This is a genomic window from Streptomyces sp. NPDC041200 (assembly GCF_055591805.1).
The window spans coordinates 1-18,146 of record NZ_JBVIZF010000019.1 but is presented as its reverse complement, the minus strand read 5'-3'; the positions used below and the strand labels follow the sequence as shown (position 1 = coordinate 18,146).

Annotated in this window: 19 protein-coding genes, 1 tRNA gene and 1 riboswitch; of the genes, 10 read left to right on the top strand and 10 right to left on the bottom strand. The window is 68.1% G+C overall.

The window, feature by feature from the left end; all coding sequences use genetic code 11:
• Positions 1–32 precede the first annotated feature (32 nt).
• Positions 33–105, top strand: a tRNA-Lys gene (locus tag ACZ6CL_RS30455).
• Positions 106–286: 181 nt separating this feature from the next.
• A complete protein-coding gene (locus ACZ6CL_RS30450; RefSeq protein WP_468941386.1) occupies positions 287–1,366 on the top strand; it encodes a right-handed parallel beta-helix repeat-containing protein in 1,080 nt (359 codons plus the stop codon).
• 105 nt (positions 1,367–1,471) lie between these two features.
• Here ACZ6CL_RS30450 and ACZ6CL_RS30445 read toward each other — a convergent pair whose 3' ends face one another.
• The 3 genes from ACZ6CL_RS30445 to ACZ6CL_RS30435 all read right to left on the bottom strand — a co-directional run bounded on the left by ACZ6CL_RS30445 (position 1,472) and on the right by ACZ6CL_RS30435 (position 3,250).
• The gene (locus tag ACZ6CL_RS30445; RefSeq protein WP_468941383.1) at positions 1,472–1,942 is read right to left on the bottom strand and encodes a hypothetical protein; all 471 of its coding nucleotides are present in this window, start codon (positions 1,940–1,942) and stop codon (positions 1,472–1,474) included.
• A gap of 238 nt (positions 1,943–2,180) precedes the next feature.
• On the bottom strand, positions 2,181–2,645 hold the full coding sequence (locus ACZ6CL_RS30440; RefSeq protein ID WP_468941380.1) for a hypothetical protein: 465 nt from the start codon (positions 2,643–2,645) through the stop codon (positions 2,181–2,183).
• Between the two features lie 254 nt (positions 2,646–2,899).
• Complete coding sequence (locus ACZ6CL_RS30435) at positions 2,900–3,250, bottom strand: hypothetical protein (protein ID WP_468941378.1); 351 nt, start codon at positions 3,248–3,250, stop codon at positions 2,900–2,902.
• A 416-nt stretch (positions 3,251–3,666) separates the two neighbouring features.
• Here ACZ6CL_RS30435 and ACZ6CL_RS30430 point away from each other — a divergent pair, with 416 nt between their 5' ends.
• From ACZ6CL_RS30430 to ACZ6CL_RS30410, 5 genes are all read left to right on the top strand, one after another.
• Positions 3,667–4,437: a DUF6227 family protein gene (locus tag ACZ6CL_RS30430; RefSeq protein WP_468941375.1), complete on the top strand. Its 771-nt coding sequence runs from the start codon at positions 3,667–3,669 to the stop codon at positions 4,435–4,437.
• A gap of 152 nt (positions 4,438–4,589) precedes the next feature.
• Positions 4,590–4,949 carry a hypothetical protein gene (locus ACZ6CL_RS30425; protein ID WP_468941373.1) on the top strand — a complete coding sequence of 120 codons (360 nt, stop codon included), beginning with the start codon at positions 4,590–4,592 and terminating at the stop codon, positions 4,947–4,949.
• 263 nt (positions 4,950–5,212) lie between these two features.
• Positions 5,213–6,475, top strand: coding sequence for a PP2C family protein-serine/threonine phosphatase (locus tag ACZ6CL_RS30420; protein ID WP_468941371.1), 1,263 nt, complete (start codon positions 5,213–5,215; stop codon positions 6,473–6,475).
• Positions 6,476–6,763: 288 nt separating this feature from the next.
• Positions 6,764–6,893, top strand: a riboswitch (cyclic di-AMP (ydaO/yuaA leader).
• 11 nt (positions 6,894–6,904) lie between these two features.
• Entirely contained in the window at positions 6,905–8,077 is a 1,173-nt protein-coding gene (locus ACZ6CL_RS30415; protein WP_468941368.1) for a M23 family metallopeptidase, read from the top strand.
• A 151-nt stretch (positions 8,078–8,228) separates the two neighbouring features.
• Positions 8,229–9,176 (top strand): aldo/keto reductase, encoded by a 948-nt coding sequence (locus ACZ6CL_RS30410; protein WP_468941365.1) that lies wholly within the window; start codon positions 8,229–8,231, stop codon positions 9,174–9,176.
• A 217-nt stretch (positions 9,177–9,393) separates the two neighbouring features.
• Here ACZ6CL_RS30410 and ACZ6CL_RS30405 read toward each other — a convergent pair whose 3' ends face one another.
• The gene (locus ACZ6CL_RS30405) at positions 9,394–9,660 is read right to left on the bottom strand and encodes a hypothetical protein (RefSeq protein ID WP_468941363.1); all 267 of its coding nucleotides are present in this window, start codon (positions 9,658–9,660) and stop codon (positions 9,394–9,396) included.
• A gap of 260 nt (positions 9,661–9,920) precedes the next feature.
• Positions 9,921–10,247 carry a hypothetical protein gene (locus ACZ6CL_RS30400; RefSeq protein ID WP_468941360.1) on the bottom strand — a complete coding sequence of 109 codons (327 nt, stop codon included), beginning with the start codon at positions 10,245–10,247 and terminating at the stop codon, positions 9,921–9,923.
• Between the two features lie 176 nt (positions 10,248–10,423).
• Here ACZ6CL_RS30400 and ACZ6CL_RS30395 point away from each other — a divergent pair, with 176 nt between their 5' ends.
• On the top strand, positions 10,424–11,023 hold the full coding sequence (locus ACZ6CL_RS30395) for a hypothetical protein (RefSeq protein WP_468941357.1): 600 nt from the start codon (positions 10,424–10,426) through the stop codon (positions 11,021–11,023).
• A 63-nt stretch (positions 11,024–11,086) separates the two neighbouring features.
• Here ACZ6CL_RS30395 and ACZ6CL_RS30390 read toward each other — a convergent pair whose 3' ends face one another.
• The 3 genes from ACZ6CL_RS30390 to ACZ6CL_RS30380 form a co-directional block, all read right to left on the bottom strand.
• Entirely contained in the window at positions 11,087–11,278 is a 192-nt protein-coding gene (locus tag ACZ6CL_RS30390) for a DUF397 domain-containing protein (RefSeq protein WP_468941354.1), read from the bottom strand.
• 81 nt (positions 11,279–11,359) lie between these two features.
• Positions 11,360–11,569, bottom strand: a complete 210-nt coding sequence (locus tag ACZ6CL_RS30385) for a DUF397 domain-containing protein (RefSeq protein WP_468941352.1) — start codon at positions 11,567–11,569, stop codon at positions 11,360–11,362.
• Positions 11,569–12,414, bottom strand: coding sequence for a helix-turn-helix domain-containing protein (locus tag ACZ6CL_RS30380; protein ID WP_468941350.1), 846 nt, complete (start codon positions 12,412–12,414; stop codon positions 11,569–11,571). Before ACZ6CL_RS30380 ends, ACZ6CL_RS30385 begins: the two co-directional genes overlap by 1 nt.
• 225 nt (positions 12,415–12,639) lie before the next feature.
• Between ACZ6CL_RS30380 and ACZ6CL_RS30375 the strand changes: the two genes are divergently transcribed.
• On the top strand, positions 12,640–13,272 hold the full coding sequence (locus ACZ6CL_RS30375) for an ATP-binding protein (RefSeq protein ID WP_468941347.1): 633 nt from the start codon (positions 12,640–12,642) through the stop codon (positions 13,270–13,272).
• A gap of 32 nt (positions 13,273–13,304) precedes the next feature.
• On the opposite strand, the gene ACZ6CL_RS30370 is transcribed toward ACZ6CL_RS30375, so the two are convergent.
• Together ACZ6CL_RS30370 and ACZ6CL_RS30365 are read right to left on the bottom strand one after the other, a co-directional pair.
• Entirely contained in the window at positions 13,305–14,042 is a 738-nt protein-coding gene (locus ACZ6CL_RS30370) for an HNH endonuclease (RefSeq protein WP_468941344.1), read from the bottom strand.
• Positions 14,043–14,444: 402 nt separating this feature from the next.
• On the bottom strand, positions 14,445–14,900 hold the full coding sequence (locus ACZ6CL_RS30365) for a very short patch repair endonuclease (RefSeq protein ID WP_468941341.1): 456 nt from the start codon (positions 14,898–14,900) through the stop codon (positions 14,445–14,447).
• Between the two features lie 827 nt (positions 14,901–15,727).
• Between ACZ6CL_RS30365 and ACZ6CL_RS30360 the strand changes: the two genes are divergently transcribed.
• Positions 15,728–17,659: a DNA cytosine methyltransferase gene (locus tag ACZ6CL_RS30360; protein WP_468941339.1), complete on the top strand. Its 1,932-nt coding sequence runs from the start codon at positions 15,728–15,730 to the stop codon at positions 17,657–17,659.
• Positions 17,660–18,146: the final 487 nt, after the last annotated feature.

Sequence of the window (18,146 nt, the reverse complement as noted above, 5' to 3'; positions counted from 1 at the left end):
GACCCCGCGGCCGGGCTATGCTGCGGGGGTGCGGGTCATTAGCTCAATTGGCAGAGCAGTGGACTTTTAATCCATTGGTTCAGGGTTCGAGCCCCTGATGACCCACCCGGGAAACCGCAGGCAGCATCGCTGACCTGCGGTTTCGTCGTTTTTCTGGGGCCTTGGCCCGCCGCGTGCGCGCACGATCGGCGGTCACACGGGCGGCGCCTGAGCGGATGCCGAACGCGCCCTGGCCACACAGGCTGAGCCTGCTCGCTCTCCCAGGAAAACGCGTAAGGAGACCCTCGTGCGACTCGTGACTACCAGCCGCGGAACCCTCCCCGTCATGGTGCTGGCGCTCTTGGCGTGGGGCGCTTCCGCACCGGCGTCGGCCGAGGGAGGGGGAACGAGGGCGGGCGGTGACGCCTCGCCGCAGGCCACCGTGCCCTGCGGGAACGCGGCGGCGCTGGTCACCGCGGTGGGCCAGGCGGCCGCGGGCGGGACCGTCTCCCTCGCCCCCGGGTGCGTGTACACGCTCACCTCGGTGGCGGCGACGGGCGCCAACGGCCCCGACGGGCTCCCGATCATCACTGGGAACGTGACCCTCACCGGCACCGGAGCGACCATCAGACGCAGCGCCTCGGCACCGGACTTCCGCATCGCGGAGGTCGCGCCCGGCGGACGTCTCACCGTGAACGGGGTGACCTTCTCGAGCGGGCGGGCGGTGGAGGGAGCCGGGATCCTGGACCAGGGCTTCCTGACCCTCCAGCAGAGCGCGGTCACCGCGAACGTCGCGAGCGGCATCGGCGGCGGCGTCCAGGTCGCCCCGGGCGCCTCGGCCACCTTCTCCCTGAGCCACCTCTCGGGCAACACCGCGGGCGACGGCGGCGGCGTGCACGTCGGTACGGGAGCCTCGCTGACCGCCAACAGCACCACGTTCGCCGACAACACCGGCGACAGCACCGGCGGCGCCGTCGCGAACTTCGGGAATTCCGTCCTGAGCGCCGTGACGCTGGAGACCAACCACGCGACCAATTTCGAGGGCGGCGGTATCTGGACGTCCACCGGGAATATGACCTTCAATGGCGGACGCATCATCGGAAATACGGCGGGAAGTCACGGCGCCGGTATCGCGAACTTCGGCAGCGCGCTGCAATTGCAGTCCACCACGGTGTCCGGAAACATCGCCACCCTTAATGGCGGCGGACTCTTCAGCCACGCCGGAAGCACGCAAATTGTCGGTACCAACATCACCGGCAATACGGCCAATGGCGGCCAGGGTGGCGGCATCTTCTCCGACGGCGGTTCGGTATCGCTGATCGCGACGAACGTGACCGGCAACAACCCCAACAATTGCGTTCCGGCCCTCGCGGGCTGCTCCGGATAATTATGCCGGCAACCGTCCTGCGTCCCGGAAAGGCCACGGCCCTGGAAGCGAATGCCGCTTCCAGGGCCGCGTCGGTGCGATGCCGACTCAGTGAGACTGACGGTCTCAGAAAGAGTGGCCGTGCGCCTTCTTCTTGGCGTGCTTCTTCTTGGCCTTCTTTTCCTTCTTCACGACCTTGTGGTGCTTCTCCTTCACCACCTGCTTGACGACGACGGTCGGCGGCTCGGCGATCGCGATGTTGGTGCAGTTGCTGCCCAGCTCGATGTCGTCGGTCGGCGCCACAGCGGGCAGGGTGGTGACCGGGCCCGTGGCGGTGTCGCAGTCGTTGACCTGCGTGGCCGCGCGGGAGTTGGTGAAGTTGACGCAGTCGGAGGCGACATCCAGGACGCCCGAGGGGGCGAGCACAGCGCCGGTGATGATGGCGCTGGTCGCGGTGTCACACGAGTTCGCCTGGTGGGCCCCGTTGTTGCCGCCGGTCAGGCCGCCGAGGCCGTAGGCGCTCGCTCCACCCGCGGTGCCGATGACCATGGCGCCGGCCGCGGCCGTCATGAGAGCTGCCTTCTTGCCGATCTTCATTGCTTGGTGCCTCCGTAGGTGATTCTCCGCGATATTCCGCAGACACCCAATCAACGAAGACGAAGACCGGAGGATCCGGTACGGCGGGGAGCTTCACCCGTCCGCCGCAGTTTGGATATCTTCACCCCTTGTCCCCAGTCACCGAAAACTCTGGCGGCCGGAAACTCCGGGCGTCAAAAAAGTACGCGACCCCCGTGAAGATATTCCGGGGGCCGCGCGAATGAAAAAGCGCCGTCGACTACTCCGCCGTTCCGCTGCTCTGGTCCTCCCCGTTTCCGGCCACGTTGAGGCAGTTGGTCTCGTTGGTGACCTCGGTGCCGGGGCCGAGCGTGATGGGACCGAGCACGGAGGTCGTCCCGCAGTCGTTGCTCTGCTTCGTCACCTCGCCCGACTCGCTGACGTTGATGCAGTTGGTCCGGTTGGTGACCTCGGAACCGGGCGCCAGGGCGACCGTGATGGGCCCGACGACGGAATGGGTCCGGCAACGGTTCTTCTGCTCCGACACCCCCGACTCCGCGTAGTTGACGCAATTGGTCTCGTTGGTGATGTCCTCGCCGCCGCCGGTGATCTCGATGGTGCCGATGAGAGAGCTGGTGTCACAGCGGTTCTGCTGGACTCCGCCGCCGAGCGGGAGTGTCGATGGACCGGTGCCGCTGTCGGCGGCGTCGGCGGCACCCGCGCCACCGATGGCCAGTGCGCTCACGGCTGCTACGAGAAGCGCCGTCCTTTTTCCCATGTGCATCTAAGAGCCTCCTAGTGTTTTTCCCGGATATCAGCGAACACCTGATGAACGACGCCGACCAGCTGAGGCTCCCCGGAACGCCATCGCCGTACCCGAATGGCGCAGTAAACACATCGTGGGTCAATGTCCATTCATGCGGCGGCGGCCCTGGAAGAGTGCTTCCAGGGCCGCCGTTTCCACAGGAACACCGTGGGGTGTTCAGCGACGCGGAGACGTCACGGGGTGTCGTCGACCGCGATGTTGGTGCAGTTGCTGCCGATGTTGATCTCGCCCGTCGGGGCCAGCGCGGCGGCGGTGGTGATCGGGCCGGTCGCGGTGTCGCAGTCGTTGCTCTGGTAGACCGCACCGGAGTTGGTGAAGTTGATGCAGTCGGAGCCGAGGTTGAAGTCGCCCGACGGAGCGGCCACGGCGCCGGTGATGATGGCGCTGGTGGCGGTGTCACACGCGTTGGTCTGAATGGCGCCCAGGTCGGAGCCGTAGTTGTGCGCGCTAGCGGCGCCAGCGCCGACGAAGACCAGAGCGCCGGCCGCTGCGGTCAGGAAGGCTGCCTTCTTGCCGATGTTCACTTAATCCTCCGTGTGGTTATTCCGCGGATTCACGGACGCCTGACTCAACGAAGGCATTCAGGAAAGGCACTGGGTGAGGACTTCGTTTCACTCGTCTGGCATAGGGCGTCCCTCATATGACAGGCATTCAGGGGCGTGAGGCGTGCCGCCTTTTCGGGAAATCCGAAAAGGCCGGAGTGAAGTGTGCGGCGGCTCTGTCCCGGCCTGCCGGTGGCCCGTCGATGGCGGCCAGGTATCCGGAATATGACATTCCGACTTGTTCGGTCCGTCGAACAAGTGATACATCCTGGCTCCATGACGCAGGAGTGAGTGAGGCGCAAGTCCGACCGGCTGCTTCGCGGAACCACAGGCGCGGCGCGTGTTCACGCCGCTACGCTAAGTGTGCGAGGCGGTCACCCGGGGGCGGGAGGAGAGACGTGGGGCACTCAGGAGCGGGGGGAACCCCCGCCGAGCTGATGGACGGGCTGCTGGCCCGTGCGCAGAACGGCTTCGAGATCGGCGAGGCGGTGCTGAAGCGGGCGCGGAGCGCCCTGATGCACCAGTCCGAGCTGCGTTCCTGCCGGCAGTGCAACGAGCCGTCAGGTCCGCGTGGCTATACGACGTACCGGCATGTCTTCCTGCTGCCCGACGGCAGCAGCCTGCTGCTGTGGGAGCTGGAGCACAACACCGGCCCGGAGGAGCACCCGCTCTTCGAGCTGTACGCGGACGAGGGCGCCCTCGCGCTCGCCGAGGGCCGCGTCCACCGCTGCATCGGCGGTGCCCGCTGGGAAGAGCTGGACGGGTTACCGCTGTGGCTGCCGGACCAACTGCTCCAGGCTGCCGAGCCCCCGGGCGTCCAGCGCGCGTACGTGGCCGACAACTCGGCCGACCACGCCCGCCGCGTCCTGCGCCGCGCGGAGAACCCCGACCGGCCGGGGGAGGAGACCGAGCGGCTGCTGATGACCGCCTTCGCCCATGACATCGCCCTCGCCCCCAAGCCGCGCCGCCGCTCCGGCGGCCCCGACGCCACCTGGTGCCGCTTCTACGAACACGCCTTCCTGCTCGCGGGCGGGGACGAGATCGTGCTGTGGGAGCTGGAGCACAACCTGACCCGGGACGGGCGGCTGGTGTGCGAGGTCTACCTCGACGAGGTGTCGGCGGAGCTGGCGGCCGACCGCCACGCCCGCGCCCTTGGCGTCGATCTCTGACGGCGTCGATCCCTGACGCGCTGGCTTCCGAATAGTCCGACAGTGGGCCCATCGGGTGAAGTGCGTGCGCGCCTCCCCGGTGTCGCGGATGTCCTTTCGTTGAATCGCAATGTGTGGTTTTCCGCGGATTCAGCTCTTCTGGAGGAAATCTCGTGAACATCGGCAAGAAGGTTGCTGTCCTGACCGTGGCGGCAGGCGCCCTGGTCCTGGGGAGTGCGGCTGGAGCGTCCGCCCACGGTTACGGTGGCGGGGGCTTCGACCCCTTCGGGACGATCCAGACCAACGCGTGCGACACCGCGACCAGCGCCATCATCCAGGGCGCCGTGGCCGCTCCGGCGGGCGATCTCAACATCGCCTCCGACTGCATCAACTTCACCAACGGCACTGCGGCCGTCCAGAGCAACGACTGCGACACCGCCACCGGTCCGATCACCGGCGCCGCCGCGCTCGCCCCGACGGGTGACATCAACATCGGCAGCAAGTGCTCCAACATCGCCCTCGGCACCCCCTGAAGCGACGAACACCAAGGTGGCGGCCACGGCCGCGGCTGACCGAGCCCCGGCGAACGCCACGGCTCACCCTGCGGCCCCGGATGCACGCCATCCGGGGCCGCAGGGCACCCGGGGGCCGTCAACCCCCGCACAACCACGCCCCGTCCGCGAAGCACTTCTGACGCACCCACATGGCCGCCATCGACTCGCACGGCGGCCCGGCACCCGGAAGTCTGATGGACGGGGCCACGAACCAGGGAAAGCGAGACAGGCCGGTGGCGCGGGTGCGAGGGAGCAGGGCTCGTCCGGGCGCCCGTACGCCCGCCGCCCCCGATTCCTCGGGCACGGCCCCCGGTCTCATCACGGCCGAGGAGGCCGTCCGGGCCTCGCCGGGGCGCCAGCTGGCCCCGTGGACCCCCGCCCTCCTCCTGCTCGGCGGCGTCGCCTTCGACCTCGCCGCCCCGGCCCCGTACACCGCGTCCCCCTTCTTCGCCGCGGCCCCGCTGGTCGCCGCCTCCCTCTTCCCGCTGCGGCAGACCATCGTCACGACGGTCCTCGCCCTCACCGCCGTCTGCCTGCTGGCGGAGCTGCACGGCGTACGGGACCCGACCCAGGCCGCGACCGAGATCGCCACCGTGGCCACCGTCGCCCTGCTCGCGCTCGTGATCAACCGCGTCGTCCGCCGCGGCGACCGGCGGCTGGCCTCGGCGCGCGGCATCGCGGAGGCGGCGCAGCGGGCCGTGCTGCCCGTACCGCCCGCCCGTATCGCCGGGCTGGACGTCGCGGCGCGCTATGTGGCGGCCGAGCGGTACGCCGCGATCGGCGGCGACCTGTACGCGGTCCAGGACACCCCGCACGGGGTACGGCTGATCGTCGGGGACGTCCGCGGCAAGGGGCTGCAGGCGGTGGAGGTCGTCGCGGTCCTCATCGGCGCGTTCCGGGAGGCGGCCGAGCAGGAGGCCACGCTGGAGGGGCTGGCGGGACGGCTGGAGCGGGCGTTGCGGCGCGAGGGCGCCCGGCGGGCCGAGCTGGAGGCGTTCGAGGGGTTCACCACCGCCGTCCTCGGCGAGATCCCGCGCGGCGACTCCACCCTCCGCCTCATCAACCGCGGCCACCCCGCGCCGCTGCTGCTGCCCGGCGACGGTGAGGTGCGCCCACTGCAGCCGGAGACGCCCGCGCTGCCGCTGGGGATGGGCGAACTGGGCGCGTGGCCCGACCGGGTGACGGAGCTGCGGTTTCCGGAGGACGCCACGCTGCTGCTGTTCACGGACGGGGTGACCGAGGCCCGCGACCGGCACGGCACCTTCTACGTCCCCGAGGAGCGGCTGCGCGGCCGCCGCTTCACCGGACCGGGCGGCATGCTCGACGCGCTGGTGGAGGATGTCGCGCTGCACTCGGGCGGGGAGACCTCGGACGACATGGCACTGCTCGCGGTGCGGCGCCCGCCCGGCCTGAACGGAACGGCGCCGAACGGAACGGCGCCGAACGGAACGGCGCCGAACGGAACGACACCCCCCGCTCCGGACACGGACCGTAGCCAACCGTGACGCGCGCGCATAACGATTGACACACGATCAGCCCGCCGGAGGTTTTTGCCATCCCTTTTCAAGTGGGGTGAAACGCCCCCATCTGTCCTTCCTTGGTTACTAAGTTCATGCCAAAGCTGCGCGAATTCTTCAGAAGAGCTTGGAATCATGTCGCGCTCTCTATTAACGTTCGATAACGCAGCGCGGTCGGCACAGCCGTCGCAGAGGCGGCACCGTGCGCCGTCGCCGAATCCCGTTACGTGCAGCGACAGCACCACCTTGAGCACCACGCACCACCACGCACCACGGCAGCAACAGTCGCGGCACCAGGGAACCGGGGAACCACCACCTTGGGGTGAATCGGGTCGAACCTGACCCGTAGGAGACCTTCCTGCTCCGAACCCGTCAGCTAACCCGGTAGGCGAGAGGGAAGGAAAGGAGTGCGCCCCGGTGGCGTCCAACAGGTCCGTACTGGACGAAGCTCCGTACCGCTCGTCCGGTACCGGCATCGGCACCGCGACCGCGTACGGAGTCGGCTTCGACGCCGGAGCCGGCGCCCGCCCCGCAGTCGGCCTCGGTGCCGAACCAGATGAGCCGTCCGCAGGCAAGGAAGCCGTCTGGGACGAGTGGAACCCCACCGAGGAGTCCATCGCTCCGCTGCGCGGCAGGCACCGCGTCGTCAAGCCGCGCGGCGGCACCATGGCCCGCAGCAGTGCCGTGCTCGGCGTCGGCGTCATCGCGGCGGTCGGCGCGGGCGGCATGGCGAGCGCCAAGGACCGGCCGAACCCACCGATCTCCATGCCGGACCTCGCCCACGTCGCCGACGAGGTCAAGGCCCAGCTGCCCGCCGCCAAGGACCTGCCCGGCATCGGCTCCCTGATGGCCGACGACCAGGACTCCGCCCAGCCCGCCGCGGCCACCCTCGCCACGAGCGGTACCGACTCGGGCGAGGCGCTGCGCACCCGTATCCTCCAGCAGGCCGAGAGCCAGCAGACCGCGGCGGACGACGACCGGCGCGAGGCCGCGGCGCGCGCCGCCGCGAAGGCCGCCGCCGACGACGCCGCGAAGGCCGCGGCCAAGGCCCGCGACCTGGCGGAGCAGAAGAAGGCCGAGGCCGCCGCCAAGAAGAAGGCCGCCGAGGCCGCCGAGGCGAAGGAAGAGGCCGAGAAGAAGGCCGCCGCGGCCAAGGCCGCCGACGCCCCCGCCAAGTCCTCCACTTCCACCTCCGCCGGGTTCACCCTCCCCGTCGCCTCGTACACCCTGACCGCGGGCTTCGGCCAGGCCGGCGACATCTGGTCCGCCGACCACACCGGCCAGGACTTCGCCGCCCCGACCGGCACCCCGGTCAAGGCGGTGAGCGGCGGCACCATCACCCAGGCGGGCTGGGCCGGTTCGTACGGCTACCGCATCGTGCTCAAGCTCGATGACGGCACCGAGATCTGGTACTGCCACCTGTCGTCCATGGTCGTCACCTCGGGCAAGGTGTCCTCGGGCGAGACCATCGGCCGCGTCGGCGCCACCGGCAACGTCACGGGCCCCCACCTCCACCTGGAGGTACGGCCGGGCGGCGGCTCCCCGATCGCCCCGCTGACCTGGCTGCGCGACCACGGGCTGAACCCGTGACTCCCTGATCCGGCCGTCGCCGCCGCGACGGCCCCTCGTTCCGGCGGCTCTGGCGCTCTCTCCCCCCTTGACGCCAGGGCCGCCGGTCCGTCTTACCGCCGCCCCGCCGCCACCGGAATACACGGGCCCGTCGGAGACGCTGTATGTATGTATGACTGAGACGACCCGCAAGAACATCGGCAGCCTGTCCGTCTTCCCGCTCTCCCTGGGCGGAAATGTCTTCGGCTGGACGGCCGACGAGGCCGAGTCCTTCGAGGTGCTCGACGCGTACGCGGCGGCGGGCGGCAACTTCATCGACACCGCCGACGTCTACTCCGCCTGGGCGCCCGGCAACCAGGGCGGCGAGTCCGAGACGGTCCTCGGCAAGTGGTTCGCCTCCCGCGGCAACCGCGACGACATCGTCCTCGCCACCAAGGTCGGCGCCGGCGTCCCGGAGCCCCGCGGACTCTCCTCCTCCGCCATCAAGTCCGGCCTGGACGAGTCCCTCCAGCGCCTGGGCACCGACTACGTCGACCTCTACTACACCCACTACGACGACACGTCGGTGGAGGTGGAGGAGATCATCTCCACCCTCGACGAGCTGGTGAAGGCGGGCAAGATCCGCGAGATCGCCGCCTCCAACATCTCCGCCGAGCGCCTCGAGGCCTCCCTCGACTTCTCAGCCCGGGAGAACCTGGCCCGCTACGTCGCCCTCCAGCCCCACTACAACCTGGTCTCGCGCGACACCTTCGAGGGCGAGCTGGCCGACGTCGCCTCCCGCCACGGCCTGGCGACGCTCCCGTACTACGCGCTGGCGTCCGGCTTCCTCACCGGCAAGTACCGCCCCGGCACCACGGTCGACAGCGCCCGCTCCACGGGCGCCGCCCAGCACCTGGAGACCGAGCGCGGCCAGAAGGTCCTCGCCGCCCTCGACGACGTGGCCGCCAACCACAACGCCGACCACGCCACCGTCGCCCTGGCCTGGCTCGCTGCCCAGCCGACCGTGGTCGCCCCCATAGCCAGCGCCCGCGTCCCGGCCCAACTCCCGGCCCTGCTGGCCTCGGCGGACCTCCAGCTCACCCAGCCGGAACTGGACCTGCTGACGTCCGCCTCGGACTGACCCCGACCCGCGCGGCACCGGGACGACAATCCGCCGTCCCGGCCGCCCGGGCCTCTACCCCCCCGGCGCCGATCCGCCAACACCCACCAAGCATGGGCAGCCTGACGGGTCGGGTGCGCTGGGAGTCCCGGGGCGACATGCACGGCGCGTTTCTCCCACTCGCTCAGTTCATGATCGTCGCCCGGAGACTCCCAGCTCTTTTACTCCTTAAGCCACCTCAGGCGCCATCGGTGGTGTTGAAGCAGCTGACACTGATGATGATGGTGTTGTTGGCGACCGGGGAGTCGTCCCCGACGTTCCCGGTGGTGACGTCACCGTTGGTGAAGCTGATGTCGCCGGTCTGGACGCTGCAGGTCTGGACGTTGGCGGGGGGAGGCGGAACGTCGTGGTCCGTGCCACCGTGGGCGGCCGCGGTGCCGGTCCCGAGGAGCACCAGGCTGCCGGCGGTCGCGGCCAGGAAGGCCGCCTTCTTCGCGATCTGCATGATTCCTCCATATGAAGCGCAGTCGGATGTCGACTGTCACCTCAGATTTAAGAGAGAAAATCATAAAAAATGCGGATGAAGGCGCCGGAATTGACCCACACAGCCCAAGGACTGTCCGTCGGTCACCTCCAATGGCGCAGTGACGCGCCCGCCGTGCTGCGGTGCCGAAGGCAGTCACGGGCCGACGGATCAGTCGAAGCAGATGCCCACTGAGTACGCCGTGATCGTGGACGGGTAGTGCATCTCCGCGCCGCCGCCCGTCAGCGCGTATCCGGACACCCGTACGCCCCGCGCCGATCGGCCAGCACCCACGAAGCGGCGGCAACCGCACCGGCGACCCCGAAGACGGACGGCCACGCCCCGACCTTCCTCGCCAACGGATGCGACCCGGCGAACGCGGCCACGTACAAACCGCTGAGCGCGGCAGCCGTCCCGTTCCCCGCCTTCTCCCGCCACCCCTTGGCGGCCACGGCCCCGGCCGCCGCCAGCGCGACCCCACCGAGCGGCCGCTTCCTGGTCCACCGGGCGACCCCGTACCCCCCGATCAACCCACCCGCGGCCACGACGCCCGCCGGTACTCCAGCCATCCCGCTGCCTCCCACTCCAAGGGTCTCGTTGCCCCCGACCCTATGCAGGGGCGCAAGTGCGCTGCGGTGCATCGCTGCACTTCATTAGCTATTTGTTAGTAGAACACCAGCGCGGTCGTCGAAGCTGATCTTCGTCCGGAAACGAGACGAGAGAACAGAGCAACGGGAGAAGCACCATGAAGACCGCCACCAACCGCTTCCGCGGCCGCGCCGGCCGCCGCATCGCCATCACCGTCGTCGCCGCCGCGGCGCTGGGCCTGGGGGCCACGGCCTGCGGGCCCGAAGACGGCGCGGCGAGCTCCTCAAGCTCTTCGACCGCGTCCGCCTCGCAGGACGCCTCGGGCTCGACCGGGTCCACGGGTGGCGGCTCCTCCTCGGACAACTCCGGCGCGCAGGGCCAGGACGGCGGCAAGTCCACCGGTGGCACCGGCAGCAAGGCCCCCTCCGAAGGGGGCGGCGTCGCCAACGCGGGCAACCACAAGACGATCGAGGGCACGCTGGCGTACCTCGCGCCCGGCAAGCTGACCGTCAAGCCCGAGGACGGCGGCACGGAGCAGGCGTTCCTGGTCGCCAACGCCACGCAGATCCTCGGCGCGGCCGCGATCTGCGTCGACGACAGTGGCAGCCCGAGCATCGGCGACGACGGCTACGGCACCAAGAAGTGCACCGTGGAGGAGCTGGAGAAGGCCGCGAAGACCAACAGCGTGACCGTCCGCGTCACCATGGACCGCAAGTCCGGCGCTGCCGAGTCGGTCGAGGAGAAGTACCACCCGTAAGCCCCCGCACCTCACGCCACGCGCGCCCGGCGGGCCCTCCGGCCCGGCCGGGCGCGCGGCCGTTCAGCTCAACTCTCCACCCCGCACGGCCGTGACGAAGTCGCCCCAGGCCCCCGCCGAGAACCCGAGCACGCCCCGCCCCGGCTCCTTCGAGTCCCGCACGGCGGTCTCGTGGTCCGGCAGCTTCGCCGTCTCCACGCAGTTGCCCCCGCTCCCATTGCTGTAGCTGCTCTTGTGCCACACGAGAGGTGTCATCCGGTCGACTCCCTGTCCCGCCCCGCCCCCTGACGGGGCAGAGCGACGTCTGGATGGAAACGGCGCCCGGCGAGCGAGGGCTCAGCCCAGTTGCCCGCCCCGCACGGCCGTGACGAAGTCGCCCCAGGCCCCTGCCGAGAACCCGAGCACGCCCCGCCCCGGCTCCTTCGAGTCCCGCACGGCGGCCCTGCCCGGCCCGAAGGACGCCTCTACACATTCAGTGTTACCGGCACCGCTGTAGGAGGACTTGAACCAACCGGCGTCTCTCTCGGATATGCAGGGCTCGCGCATCAGATCTCCTCGCGGACGCGTTCGATGAGGGCGGAGGACGCGGACATGTCCAGCGCCTGAGCGCGAAGGTAGTCGAACGCGAGCCGGTAGCGCTCCAGTTCCTCGTCCTTCTCCATGAAGAGCGAGCCGACGTGGATGTCCACGTACACGACGTCCAGGGAGGGCTCCACGCCGCCCAGGACCACAAAGCTCCCCATGGCCGCCGAGTGCGCGCCCTTCGCGAAGGGCAGCACCTGGAGCGTGATGTCGGTCGACTCGTTGGCCCGGAGCAGATGGTCCAGCTGCTCCCGCATCACCTCGCGCGAGCCGACCACCCGCCGGATCACCGACTCATCGAGGATCGCCCACAGGTGCGGCGCCTTCGGTCGGCTCAGGATCTCCTGCCGCTTCATGCGGATGTCGACCAGGCGCTCGACCTCCTCCGCGGACAACCGCATCTCGGAAGCGTGCTGCACGGCCTCCGTGTAGCCACGCGTCTGCAGCAGGCCCGGCACGTAGAGGCAGGCGAAGTGATCCTCACGGACCGCCTCGTCCTCCAGCGTGAACAGCAGGTTCATGGTCTCCGGAAGCGAGTCCGCGAACGAGGTCCACCACCCCTGCCGCTTGGCGTCCTTCGCCAGGCCGACCACGGCCTTCCGCTCCGCCTCACTCGCCCCGTACTCCCTGCACAGCGCATCCACGATGGGCCACTTCACGGGCCCTTCCTGCGTCTCGTACCGGCTGACGGTCGCCTTCGATACGCCGACGAGCCGACCGGCTTCCTCCAGCGTCATCCCCTTGCGGGCCCGGAACTTGCGCATCATGACGCCGAGCTGGCGGCGACGAGTAGTGGCCCGCGCTGGCATGACGGCTACCTCTTCCTCTGAGGCTGGCGGTGAAGGACGAGGCCAGCGGCAACAAGGCTATGACCGGGCGAAGTTGGCGGACCAGCGGATTCACCCGTTCGAGATTCCATGAGAAGTTACATAGCGAGACTTCTCACTGCCATACTCGCAGCAGTGAGGCTACGCAGCGCAGCCGTACGGACACGGCTTGGCGCAGCGCTGACGTGGCACCCAAGGAGTGTGGCCATGTACCGCTACTCAGTCACCGAACCCCGACCATGCCGATGCGTCCTCCCCTTCACGGCCGACGCTCCCCAACTGGCCGGCCTCCGCCGAACGGTGAGAGCCGAACTCGCCGCTTGGGGTATGTCAGCCCTAACCGACGAGGTCGAGCTGATCACCACGGAGCTGGTGTCGAACGTGATCAAACACGTCGGCCAGGGTTCCGCCGCCACCCTCGTCCTCGACGCCGGAGCGGACCAACTCCGCGTCGAACTGCACGACAAGAGTGGCAAGGAGCCTCAGCGTCTCCATCCGACGTGCGACGAGGAAAACGGCCGAGGCCTGCAACTGCTTGCCGCCCTGTCCCCCTCCTGGGGCACGATCCGTACGGCGGCCGGCAAGGCGGTCTGGTGCGAACTGCCTGTAACCCCGGACGAAACCCGCCGCCGAATCCAGCGCGCGACGGCCGTGATGGAGACGTACGGCCTCGCAGTCGGCGGTCCGGCCGCCCGGCTCACCCACCGCCCCGTCCTGGAGGACTCGGCGACCAGCCTGATCCTGGACCTGCTGCACTGGCTGACCGCACAGGGCCTCGACCCCGACGACATCCTCGACCGCGCCCAGACCCACTTCGAGGCTGGGCTGGAGGTGGCATAGCCGCGAGAGGCCGCGGGGATGACAGCGTGTGCCTACCCGGCTGCTTTCCGGATCTCGGTGCGGAGGGCGGTGGGGGTGCGCCATGATTCGCCGAGTCGGCCCCTGTGGCACATGCGATGGCAGTTGGAGCACAGGAGGGCAAGGTCGTCCAGCTTGGTTTCGCGCGGCCCGGATATGTGGAGGGGCAGCACGTGGTGCACTTCTATGTAGCCCTCGCCGAGCGCTCCGTAGAAGCGGCCGAAGTGGAAGTCACAGACTTCGCACGCCAACGGCTGACCGAGGTACCGAACCCTGTCGATCTTGCGCTGGCGGAGTTTGGGGTCGCGCTCACGCGAAATCGTCCAGCGCGCGAGGAGACGGCCTTCGGTACCGGTGGCGCCGTCCTCGGCTGCCTCGTCCGGCTGCTCGGGTATCTGCTGGAGTTCGCCGGAGCGGATGCCTTCCGCGATTGCCCTGGCTGCGTTCACCATCCTCGACGGCTGAGAGATGAAGTCGCTGATCACCTCCCGGTCCAGGCGCCCGCACCTGGTGGGTTTCCCCTGGTACGCGGGATGGTTTGTGGCCAGGTCAGTGGTTTTGCGGCTGACACTGCCAACGGACCGGAAGCTGGGCACGCTCTTGACTGCGTCGCCGTGAAGGGGGAGCGAACGGAGCAGCCTGGATAGCTCATGCGTCCGCGGATCGTTTTCACGCAGCTCGCGCCAACCATTGTCGACGACGAGTACGCACGCCAGCAGCAATTCGTCCCGGGTCCATGCAGGGCTTCGCATAGGCAATATCGTATGAGTGTTCGCAGAGATGTGTATGAGGCGGGCGGTGTGGGGCGAGGCTGTCCCGCCCACTTGGCGAGTCACAGCGTCAGTGGCCTTATCGCCCCCTGTGCTGGGTTGATTGCACACAGTGCCTTCCGTTCGGAAGGAGGGTGCCTGACTCGCACTGAGGCCAAGTTCGCCTCAGTGGGGATCTGCACTGGTGCCGGAGGCCAAGCGGTCGAACTGCACAGGGCTGGGTTCCATCACCCGGCCCTCAGCGAGATCGATGAAGCGTGGCGGCGCTGGCCTCGGGCCGACCCGCGTCAAGGAGGCATGGCGCAAGCTCGGGGTGTGCGGCCTGGGCGTGACGAACGAGCCGAAGACCTCAAAGATCCCGACCGCGACCTCTTCGGGGACCCGTCAGCCCCGCCCGGGGCGGAGCTTGGTGACGGCAGCGGCGATCGCGAGTGCGCAGCTGTCAGCTGACTCATGCTCCCAGAAGCGGAGCACGGTCCATCCCGCGTCCGCAAGGCGCTGATCGGTGTCTCTATCGCGTGCGACGTTCCCAGCCACTTTGCCTGACCAGTAGCCCTGGTTGGTTTTCGGCGGCACGTAGTGCTTGGGACAGCCGTGCCAGTAGCAGCCGTCGATGAACACCGCGACCTTCGCCGGGCGGAAGACCATGTCAGCCGTTCGGCGAAGGCCTGGGAGGGGCTTGGCTGCCACGCGATAGCGAAGACCTTGCGCATGGACCAAGCGCCGGATGAGCTTCTCCGGCTTCGTGTCGCGGCTCCGAATCGCCTGCATGTTCCGTCGTCTGGACTCAGACGACGCCCATGATCCGTCCGGCGGGATCCAAGGTGTCTCTGTCGCCATTACATGCCTCCACCTCCGACACTACTCAGTCCTCAGACGCCTTCTTCGTCTCGGGGGCAGAGGGCTGCCTGTTCGGTGGCAGAGGTCTCTGCCACCACCCAGTAGTCGCCGTCCATGAAAGCGCGGGGGCGGCCACCGTGGTGAGGCTGAGCCTTCACGCCTCATGCACTGACCGTCTGGGGTGCTCACGACGACGTCTGCCATCGGATACTTGGCTGGTGGTTGCCGAGCTCGCTGGAGCAGGAGTAGAAGGTGGCGGTCCGAGCTGCGCTGAGGGCGCGACTCACGCCGGCCACTCCTGGCCACTGGTCGTGGTGGTGCTCGACGAAACCAGCGGCAACCTTCTCGGTCGTCAAGTTGATGCGTGAGGTCGCTAGTTGTCGCCGATCTCTACATCGAACTCGGGGATCATGTGCCGATCATGCCTGACCGGCGGCCGGTGCAGGGAGCTGTTTGACGCGTCGAGACCCCAGGCTCGGACCTGCCCTCATGCTGCGCAGACCGGACGCGATGCCACCCTTCAGGCAAGGGTCCACCTGGCTGAATCGGGGGAACCTATGAGTGTGTCCCCCTGCGGGCCCTGTTGTTGAACTGATGGGGATCATGGTCTCTCGGTCGTTTAAGATTGGTGGTCTCAGAGTCCGCCAGAGCATCGGTTCGGACCTGGGGCCGGGGGGTCCTGAGACCGCGATACCCGGGGGAAGCCACGGCGGGTGAGCAGCGGGTTTTCCCACTGTCCGCTTCGGCGGAATCCTTGCTTCCACCAGCGCGTCTGTGATGTCCTGGTGCTCGTTCATGTCATGCGTACGAAGGGTTGTGCTGTAAAGGTGGGGCACTACGGCGTACCTCTTGAACGCAGCGACTACCTCAAGCTGGATCCGAACGAGAACAGCTGCACCCCGGAGGAATTCCAGGACTGGCTGGAAGGCTTCGGTAAGGGGAAGAGGCTGGCCGTGGATCTGTTCTCCGGCGCCGGCGGTCTCAGTGCCGGTGTTGAACTCGCTGGATGGACCACTGCGGCAGCGGTGGACTTCGACGGGCGTGCGCTGGAGAGTCACAGGGCGAACTTCCCGGGCCTCAGCCTGAAGATGAATCTCGGCGACCCCGGCGAGCGTGACAGGCTTGAGGAGATCCTCAAGCCCGCCAAGATCGACCTTGTGGCGGGTGGCCCCCCCTGCCAGCCCTTCAGCAGGGCCGGGCGAAACAAGATCCGTGACCTCGTCAAACACCACGGCCGCGACCCAGAGGACCGCCGCAAGGAGCTGTGGAGCGCCTACCTGGACATGGTCAAGCGGATCAACCCGCGAGCAGTCCTCATGGAGAACGTCCCCGACATGGGGCTCCACGATGACTTCTTCGTCATCCGGACGATTGAGGAGGAGCTGGAAGAGCTCGGCTACGCGACGCAGGTGAGGCTCGTCGACGCGTGGCACTACGGCGTTCCGCAGCATCGGAAGCGTCTCATCCTCTTGGCCAGGAAAGACGTCGACGACTTCGCGTGGCGGCAGCCCGAACCCAAGCGCACCACCCTCCGCGATGCTATCGGCGACCTGCCCAAGCTGGAGGTCGTTGCCACGGAACGGGTCGGAGAGCGGAAGCTGAAATACCGGAAGCCTCGTAACTTGTCCCCCTTCGCCAAGAAGATGCGCGAAAGGGCAGCTCGCGGGCTGATCTGGGACCACATGACACGGAGGGTCCGGAAGGATGACTACCGGATCTTCGAGGTCATGGAGTCCGACACCAAATACTCGGATCTTCACGAGAAGCTGACCGAAGACGAGAAGGAATACCAGCGGTACAGCGCGGAAAAGTACACGGACAAGTACAAGAAGCTGGCCTGGGGAGAACTCAGCCGTACGATCACCGCTCACATCGCCAAGGACGGCTACTGGTACATCCACCCGGAGCAGCCGCGGACTCTCACCGTGCGGGAGGCAGCGCGCGTACAGACGTTTCCGGATCACTTCCGGTTCGCCGGTACCCGAAGTGACGCCTTTCGGCAGATCGGGAACGCCGTTCCCCCGCTACTGGGAGAGGCCGCTGCGGAGGTGCTGAAGCCGACTGGCGACGCCGCTGCCGAGACTGCCGGGCTGCGGCCCCACTGGCGGGAGGTCAGGAACGGTCTGACGGATTGGGCGAAGCAAAAGCGTCATGGCGGGGACTGGCACCAGCTCCCCAGCGAAGAGCCGGTATCCCTTCACGCCGCAGTGGTGGCCATAGTCTCCGGCGCAAAGGTCAAGCCAGCTGTGATGGCGGAGTTGATGCTCCCTGTCAGAAGGTCAAAGACGCTTACCGCGGCACTCTTTAAGAAGCTGGTTGACGCAGCGCCTACGGTGCCGGTCCGGTCCCGTGTGGACCGCTTGGCCCCGCTGGTGGAAAAGCCCTATGACTGGCAGTGGAAAAAGCGGCTCGACGTACCCGCCAAACTCGGCATGAAGCCAGCCGAGGCGGCCCTCTACCGACTACTGATCGGAGAGGACCTCATGCTGGTCGGCCAGAGCACGCTGCGGGTCGCGGCTCGAGTGAACGGTGTGGATACGGACCACGTGAACCGCCTCAGCGAGGGCCGCGTCAATCTGGTCAAGCTCGTGGGCGCGGGTGAGGACGCACCGCTGCGCATGGGAGCGATTCGGCTTATCGGTATGGATCTCTGCAGGGAGGACCAGCCCGTGTGCTCCGAGTGCCCGCTCGTTGCTCACTGTGTCAGCCGGGACAAGTTGTCCGACGACCTGCTGACTTTTGCCATTACCCAGAAGTAATTGATCGGCGAGGTCGCTCCGAGCCGTTGGAGTCCGCAGCCTCCGTGACCACCAGCGTCCTAGGGACGGCGCCGAGGCCGGTCAGCAGCTGCCAGTGCCCGGCGATCAGATCGGCCGCGTTCCTCGAAAGCAGCATCGGCGATGATCCACCGCGGATCACCACTTCTCTCGGTCCGGCTCAACGAGTCAGACCACCTGAGGGCCGACCTTCAAGCGTCGCTACTGGTCCACATTTCAGCCGTCGCCGACAGCTGCTCGTATTCAGCGACGGGGACGGTCGCATCGCGCTGAGGCGCGGCAGAAGACGCGATCAACGAACTAGTTATGCTGTCCCGGCACGTTGGTGACGGGCGACGCGCTGTGAGTGGTGCTTGAAAGAGGCGAGGGCCTCTGGTTTCGGTGTGGATTGCGACATCTGTACCGGCACCAGGAGGCCCTCGTTGATCCACCGTAATGCCCCGCTGACTCCGACCGGCAGGCTGCGTCT

What these genes read in the sequence shown, in the direction of transcription:
- ACZ6CL_RS30445 (WP_468941383.1), bottom strand. Translation starts at nt 1,942, where the DNA reads ATGAAGATCGGCAAGAAGGCAGCTCTCATGACGGCCGCGGCCGGCGCC.
- ACZ6CL_RS30410 (WP_468941365.1), top strand. Translation starts at nt 8,229, where the DNA reads ATGACTGAGACGACCCGCAAGAACATCGGCAGCCTGTCCGTCTTCCCG.
- ACZ6CL_RS30405 (WP_468941363.1), bottom strand. Translation starts at nt 9,660, where the DNA reads ATGCAGATCGCGAAGAAGGCGGCCTTCCTGGCCGCGACCGCCGGCAGC.
- ACZ6CL_RS30400 (WP_468941360.1), bottom strand. Translation starts at nt 10,247, where the DNA reads ATGGCTGGAGTACCGGCGGGCGTCGTGGCCGCGGGTGGGTTGATCGGG.
- ACZ6CL_RS30395 (WP_468941357.1), top strand. Translation starts at nt 10,424, where the DNA reads ATGAAGACCGCCACCAACCGCTTCCGCGGCCGCGCCGGCCGCCGCATC.
- ACZ6CL_RS30390 (WP_468941354.1), bottom strand. Translation starts at nt 11,278, where the DNA reads ATGACACCTCTCGTGTGGCACAAGAGCAGCTACAGCAATGGGAGCGGG.
- ACZ6CL_RS30385 (WP_468941352.1), bottom strand. Translation starts at nt 11,569, where the DNA reads ATGCGCGAGCCCTGCATATCCGAGAGAGACGCCGGTTGGTTCAAGTCC.
- ACZ6CL_RS30380 (WP_468941350.1), bottom strand. Translation starts at nt 12,414, where the DNA reads ATGCCAGCGCGGGCCACTACTCGTCGCCGCCAGCTCGGCGTCATGATG.
- ACZ6CL_RS30375 (WP_468941347.1), top strand. Translation starts at nt 12,640, where the DNA reads ATGTACCGCTACTCAGTCACCGAACCCCGACCATGCCGATGCGTCCTC.
- ACZ6CL_RS30370 (WP_468941344.1), bottom strand. Translation starts at nt 14,042, where the DNA reads ATGCGAAGCCCTGCATGGACCCGGGACGAATTGCTGCTGGCGTGCGTA.
- ACZ6CL_RS30365 (WP_468941341.1), bottom strand. Translation starts at nt 14,900, where the DNA reads ATGGCGACAGAGACACCTTGGATCCCGCCGGACGGATCATGGGCGTCG.